Here is a 6,000-nt window from a genome sequence, read left to right on the forward strand (position 1 = left end):
TGCCGCTAGCGTGGGCGGATGCGCATCACGATCCTGGCCGGAGGCGTCGGCGGCGCCCGCTTCACCTCGGCGGTCCGCGAGCACCTCCGCGATCTCGAGGCCGCCGGCGGCGAGGCGAGCGAGATCACCGTCGTCGTCAACACCGGCGACGACATGTGGCTCACCGGCCTCAAGGTCTGCCCCGACCTCGACTCGATCACCTACGCGCTCGGCGGAGTGAACGACACGGAGCGCGGCTGGGGCCGGGCCGGCGAGAGCGAGCGGGTCTCGGCCGAGCTCACCGCCTTCGGCGTCGGCTGGCCGTGGTTCACCCTGGGCGACCTCGACCTCGGCACCCACATCGCCCGCAGCTCGATGCTGCGCGACGGCCTCACCCTCTCGGAGGCGACCGCCCGGATCACCGCCCGCTGGCCGCTGGGGGTCCGCCTGCTGCCGATGTCGGACCAGGACGTCGAGACCCACGTCGAGGTCGAGCTCCCCGGCGAGGGCGTGCGGCTCCTCCACTTCGAGGAGTGGTGGGTGCGGCTGCGCGCGTCCGCGCCCGCCCGCCGGTTCGTCCAGCAGGGGGTGGAGAGCGCCCGCCCCGCCCCGGGCGTGCTGGAGGCGATCGCCGACACCGACGCGGTGCTCGTCGCCCCCTCCAATCCCGTCGTCTCGATCGGCACGATCCTCGGAGTGCCCGGGATCGCGGACGCCCTCCGCCGGACCTCCGCACCCGTCGTGGGCGTCTCCCCCGTCATCGGAGGCGCGGTGGTGCGCGGCATGGCCGACGCCTGCCTCGCCGCGATCGGCGTCGAGACCTCCGCCGAGGCCGTCGGCCGGCACTACGGAGCCCGGAGCGGGGGCGGCCTCCTCGACGCCTGGCTCGTCGGCGAGGAGGACGCGGACGCGGTCCCGGCGCTCGAGTCGGCGGGGCTCCGCGCCCGCTCCGTGCCGCTCTGGCTGACCGGCCGGGACGCCTCCGTGCGGCTCGCCGCCGACGCTCTCGCCGCCGCGAGGGGCTGAGCGGAGCCTCCTCCCCGGGGCCGCGAACCGCGTGTCGCAGCGCGGATGCGGTCACGCCTCCCACGGGGCGCCCCGTTCCCTTGTACGGTCGGACGCGGACGAACTCCCCGATTCACCCCCGCATCGGATCCGGAGCCCCTCGGTCGCGCCCCCGACCGCGTCCTCACCACGTCTCCGAGCCCTGCGGAACCGCGTGCCGTCCCGTCAGGAGGACACCATGGAGCCCAGCTCGAGGATCAGCACCGAGCGGATCGAGCCCGACATCGTGGTGATCCGCCCCGTCGGCCGGCTCGACCTGTCCACGGCGTGGGAGCTCGAAGCGGTCCTCCAGCGCGCGCTCGAGGCGGGAGAGGTCCGCGTGGTCGTCGACCTGGCGGCGGTCGAGTTCCTCGACTCGTCCGGGCTCGGCGTCCTCGTCGCCGGACTCAAGGAGGCGCGGAAGGCGGGCGGCGAGCTGCGCGTGGCCGCCGCCGGCGAGCAGCCCGCCATGGTGCTCGGCCTGTCCAACCTCGACCGCCTGCTCGGGAGCGCCGAGACCGTCGAGGAGGCCTACCGTGCCTGAGCGCTCCTTCGTCGTGCGCACGCCGCCCGAGGACGGCGTCACCGCCGTCCACGAGGCGCTCGAGGAGCTGTGGCTCGAGGAGCCGGGTGTCGCGCCGGTCGACCGGATGTCGTTCGAGACCGCGCTGGTCGAGCTGACCTCGAACATCGTCCAGCACGCCCGGTCGTACCGGCACATCATCTGCCTGGTCGAGATCCGCGTCGACGCGACCGAGCTGCGCGCCTCGCTCAACGACTCCGCCGAAGAGGCGCCCGCCGAGGTCGCCGACCCCCGCGACATGCCGGACGAGTGGGACGAGGCAGGCCGCGGCATTCCCTTCATCCACGCCCTCGTCACCGAGTTCTCCTACCGCCGTGTCGACGGGCAGAACCTCTGGGCACTCGCCCGGACCCGCACGTGAGCGAGCCGACCGAGCGCGCCCGCCTCGCCGCGATCGCCGAGCTCGGGATCGGCCTGAGCACCCCCCAGGAGCGCTTCGACAGGATCACCCGCGTCGCCCGCCGACTCCTGCGCGTCCCCCTCGCCGAGATCAACATCCTCGAGGAGTCGACGCAGTTCACGAAGTCGCCCCAGCGCTCGGCGCGGGCGAGCAGGATGCTGCGCGCCGACTCGATGTGCGACGTCACGGTCCAGCAGGGCGACATCCTCGTCGTCGAGGACGCCACCGCCGATCCGCGGTTCGCCGACCGCGGAGTCGTCACCGGATCCCCTCACGTGCGCTTCTACGCGGGCCGCCCGCTCGTCGTCGGGGACGGCCTCCGCGTCGGCACGATCTGCATCATCGACAGCGAGGTGCGCGGCTTCTCGGAGGAGGAGCGCGAGATCCTCGAGGACCTCGGCCGGTGGGCCGAGCGGGAGCTGCGCGAGATCGCCTTCTCCGGACGCGGGAGCGAGACGCAGGAGCGGCTCCGGCCCCCGCGCCTCGACCTCGGCGAGTGGAGCCTCGACTCGCTGACCACGCCGCTGCACGACGTCGCCGGCGACTACACGGCGTGGCGCCGCAGCGGGGACGACCTCTCCCTCGAGCTGGTCGACGTGATGGGCAAGGGGGTCTCGGCGGCGATCGTCGCCTCCGCGATCCGCTCCGCGTTCCAGGCGCGGCCGGAGCTCCCTCCCGCGGCAGCCGTCGAGGCCGTCAACCGCCAGCTCCTGCCCGACCTGACAGCGACCGGGATGTTCGCGACCGCGCTGATCGCCCGGGTCGACCTCGCGAGCGGCGCCGTCGCGTTCGTGGACAGCGGCCACGGCCTCACCCTCCTGCTGCGCGCCGACGGCACCACGGAGCGGCTCGCCTCCACCGGCGTCCCGCTCGGCATCGCCGCCGACGTCTCCTGGGAGGAGGAGCAGCGCGTGCTCGCCCCCGGCGACGCGCTCTTCTCCTGCAGCGACGGCCTGCTCGACGTCTTCGGCGGGCGCCTCGACGCGCTCGACCGTCTCGCCGAGCTGGTGCGGAGCAACGACGACCCCGCTCTCTTCGAGCGTCTGCATGCTCTCGCAGACGACGCGCACGACGATGTGACAGCGTTGGTGCTGCGGCGCTCCGCAGCGCCCGCCCCCTCCTGATCCTGATCGAAAGGACCTCCCCCATGCCTGGTGCACTCGTCCTCGCCGGCGGCGGCCTCGCCGGAATCGCCTGGGAGCTCGGCGTCCTCCGCGGCCTCGCAGACGCCTCCCCCGAGGCGGCCCGCCTCCTGCTCGATCCGTCGACGACCTTCATCGGCACCTCCGCGGGCTCCGCGGTCGCCGCCCAGCTGAGCACCGGCACCGGCCTCGACGAGTCCTACGAGGCCCAGCTCCAGGAGGAGTCCGCCGAGATCGGAGCGGACGTCGACGGTGAGCGCCTCCAGGCCCTCTTCGCCGCGGCCGTCGAGGGCGCGACCTCGCCCCAGGACGCGCGGCGCCGCATCGGCACCCTCGCGCTCGAGGCCGAGACGCTCCCCGAGGACACGCGCCGGGCCGTCATCTCGGCCCGCGTGGGCGACGCCGACTGGCCCGAGCAGCGTCTGCTCATCACCGCGGTCGACACGGCCACCGGTGAGCTGCGCGTGTTCGACCGCGAGAGCGGTGTCGGCCTCGTCGACGCGATCTCCGCCAGCTGCGCCGTCCCCGGGGTCTGGCCTCCCGTCAGCATCGACGGCGTCCGCTACATGGACGGCGGCGTGCGCTCCGGCAGCAACGCCGACCTCGCCGCGGGAGCCGACTGGGTCCTGATCGTCACTCCGCTGCCGGGAGTCGGCACGCCCGGCGCGGGCCTGATCCCGACCGGCGAGCTCGACGCCCTCGCGGACTCGCGGGTCGAGGTGCTCTACGCCGACGAGGAGTCGGTGCGCGCCTTCGGCCCGAACTCGCTCGACCCGGCCGTCCGCGCCGCCTCCGCCCGCGCCGGACGTGCTCAGGGCGCCCGGCTCGCCTCGCGGATCGCCGCGCTGGTCGGCGCCGAGTAGCCGGTCTCAGCGCCGCACGCTGTAGCGCGTGAAGACCGTGCCGTCGGCGAAGCGGTGCTCCTCGCGCAGGTCGAGGCGCGCGTGGAACCCGCACGGGAGGAAGTGGGTCCCGCCGCCCACCGCCACCGGCACCGTGTAGACCTGCACCTCGTCGACGATCCCGGCCAGCAGCGCGTGCCGGGCGAGGGTCGGCCCACCGATCGAGACGTCGTGGTCGGCGGCGCTGACCTGCGCGGCGACGACGACCGGGTCGAACCCGCCCTCGACGCGGGTGCGGCGGGTCTCGGCCGACTCCAGCGTCGTCGAGTACACGACCTTGTCGGCCGCCCGCCACATCTCCTGGAACTCGCGGATGAACGCGAACTCCTCCGCGAGGGCCCAGGTCTGCTCCCACGCGCGCATGACCTCGTACATGCGCCGCCCGTACAGGTACGTGCGCACCCGCCCCTCGCGCTCCGTGATGAAGCGGTGCACGGCGGGTCGCGGCTCCGCCCAGGCGAATCCGCCGTCCGCGTCGTTCACGTAGCCGTCGAGCGACGCGATCGAGCTGTAGATGAGCGCGCCCACGTCGGCCTCTCTCCGTGGCCGGCTTCGGGACCGCCCACGGGCGCGACCGTAGGCCTCCCGCCTCCGTCCGGCAATGTCCGCCGGGGCCTCTGGCGCGGATCGACGGGTCGTTGCCGTTCCCGTCGACGCTCCCGGCGGTCGGCGCCCCCTCCCGGACCGCGTACCGTGGTCGTGCCGCAGGGAGCGGCCGTGAAGGGTTCGGGATGAAGATCAGCCAGCTGCGCCACTTCGTGGCGGTCGCCGAGGAGCTGCACTTCGTGCGCGCCGCCGAGCGCCTCGGCATCTCGCGGCAGAAGCTCGACTCCTCCGTCGCCGCCGTCGAGCTCGACCTCGGCAAGCCGCTCTTCGAGCCCGGTGCCGCCGCCACGACCCTCACCGCGGCCGGGCGGCAGCGCCTCGCCTCCGCCCGCGAGGAGCTCGCCGCGCTCGGCGACGAGCCGGAGGCGGCTCCGAAGTCGGGTGGCAAGGCCAAGGCCTCCAAGGGGACCGGGCGCGCGCCGATCGTCAAGGGCCAGCCGAAGCCCTACAAGCGCCGCCAGTCCCGCTGACGCGCAGTGTCCGATCGCCGGAGGTGGTGGGCCCTACCGGGCTCGAACCGATGACATCCACGGTGTAAACGTGGCGCTCTACCAACTGAGCTAAAGGCCCCCGTCGCGGGCGCACCCGCGGACGATCGACTCGATCCTACGGCAGGCGGAGCGGCCCCCTGCGGGCACTAGCCTCGGCACATGACCGCCGACAGCGACTCCCGGGCGAGGCGGCGCGCCGAGAGCCGCTGGCCCGCCTCCGCCGCGATCCTCGTGGCCGTCGCCCTGAACGTGGCCGGCCACAGCGCCGACACCTCGGTGGTCCGCCTCGTCGCCGCCGGCATCACGCTCGCGCTCCTCGTGCCGCTGTTCGTCGTCAACCCGCACCGGCTCGACAGCGAGACGCGCTGGTCGCGCGGGGTCTCCATCGCCCTGGCGGTCGTGCTCGCCGTGGCGAACCAGGTGAACGTGGTCGCCGTGGTGATCGACCTCGTCGACGGGACGGCCGACGGCCCGCCGCTGCTGCTCACCGCGCTCCAGGTCTGGGTCACCAACGTCGTCGCGTACGCGCTGCTGTTCTGGGAGCTCGACCGCGGCGGTCCGGTCGCTCGCGGAACGCTCCCCCGCACCGAGCTGGCGGCGGCCGACTTCGCCTTCCCGCAGGACACCTACCGCGACACCGCGCCCGAGGTCGCCGCGACCTCCTCCGAGCGCGCCGACTGGCGGCCCGGCTTCGTCGACTACCTCTCGGTCTCGACGACGAACACCATGGCGTTCAGCCCGACCGACACGATGCCGCTGTCGAGCCGGATGAAGCTCCTGATGATCGCCGAGGCGTTCACCGGATTCGTCCTGCTGGCCCTCGTGATCTCGCGGGCCGTCAACATCCTCAGCT

General features: G+C 73.9%; 8 protein-coding genes and 1 tRNA gene. 7 read left to right on the forward strand and 2 right to left on the reverse strand.

The genetic code is table 11. The features are described 5' to 3' along the window. Positions 1-18: 18 nt before the first annotated feature. The 5 genes from cofD (at position 19) to C5C27_RS08205 (ending at position 4,011) form a co-directional block, all read left to right on the forward strand. Positions 19-1,005 carry a 2-phospho-L-lactate transferase gene (gene cofD, locus C5C27_RS08185; RefSeq protein ID WP_104314096.1) on the forward strand — a complete coding sequence of 329 codons (987 nt, stop codon included), beginning with the start codon at positions 19-21 and terminating at the stop codon, positions 1,003-1,005. A 217-nt stretch (positions 1,006-1,222) separates the two neighbouring features. Continuing rightward, a complete protein-coding gene (locus C5C27_RS08190; protein ID WP_104223474.1) occupies positions 1,223-1,567 on the forward strand; it encodes an STAS domain-containing protein in 345 nt (114 codons plus the stop codon). After that, a complete protein-coding gene (locus tag C5C27_RS08195; RefSeq protein ID WP_104223473.1) occupies positions 1,560-1,967 on the forward strand; it encodes an ATP-binding protein in 408 nt (135 codons plus the stop codon). The genes C5C27_RS08190 and C5C27_RS08195 overlap by 8 nt, the downstream gene beginning before the upstream one ends. Further along, complete coding sequence (locus tag C5C27_RS08200; RefSeq protein ID WP_181133481.1) at positions 1,964-3,130, forward strand: PP2C family protein-serine/threonine phosphatase; 1,167 nt, start codon at positions 1,964-1,966, stop codon at positions 3,128-3,130. The genes C5C27_RS08195 and C5C27_RS08200 overlap by 4 nt, the downstream gene beginning before the upstream one ends. A 23-nt stretch (positions 3,131-3,153) precedes the next feature. Further along, the gene (locus C5C27_RS08205; protein WP_104238200.1) at positions 3,154-4,011 is read left to right on the forward strand and encodes a patatin-like phospholipase family protein; all 858 of its coding nucleotides are present in this window, start codon (positions 3,154-3,156) and stop codon (positions 4,009-4,011) included. Positions 4,012-4,017: 6 nt separating this feature from the next. On the opposite strand, the gene C5C27_RS08210 is transcribed toward C5C27_RS08205, so the two are convergent. Further along, positions 4,018-4,578 carry a dihydrofolate reductase family protein gene (locus tag C5C27_RS08210; protein ID WP_104250958.1) on the reverse strand — a complete coding sequence of 187 codons (561 nt, stop codon included), beginning with the start codon at positions 4,576-4,578 and terminating at the stop codon, positions 4,018-4,020. 203 nt (positions 4,579-4,781) lie between these two features. Between C5C27_RS08210 and C5C27_RS08215 the strand changes: the two genes are divergently transcribed. Next, positions 4,782-5,126: a LysR family transcriptional regulator gene (locus C5C27_RS08215; protein WP_104223469.1), complete on the forward strand. Its 345-nt coding sequence runs from the start codon at positions 4,782-4,784 to the stop codon at positions 5,124-5,126. 24 nt (positions 5,127-5,150) lie between these two features. Here C5C27_RS08215 and C5C27_RS08220 read toward each other — a convergent pair. Then, positions 5,151-5,226: transfer RNA gene (locus C5C27_RS08220), tRNA-Val, on the reverse strand. An 80-nt stretch (positions 5,227-5,306) separates the two neighbouring features. Here C5C27_RS08220 and C5C27_RS08225 point away from each other — a divergent pair. After that, the coding region (locus C5C27_RS08225) for a hypothetical protein (protein ID WP_104314098.1) at positions 5,307-6,000 on the forward strand (694 nt) is incomplete at its 3' end.

It is taken from the genome of Rathayibacter sp. AY2B7 (genome assembly GCF_002931635.1).
Classification (GTDB): domain Bacteria; phylum Actinomycetota; class Actinomycetes; order Actinomycetales; family Microbacteriaceae; genus Rathayibacter.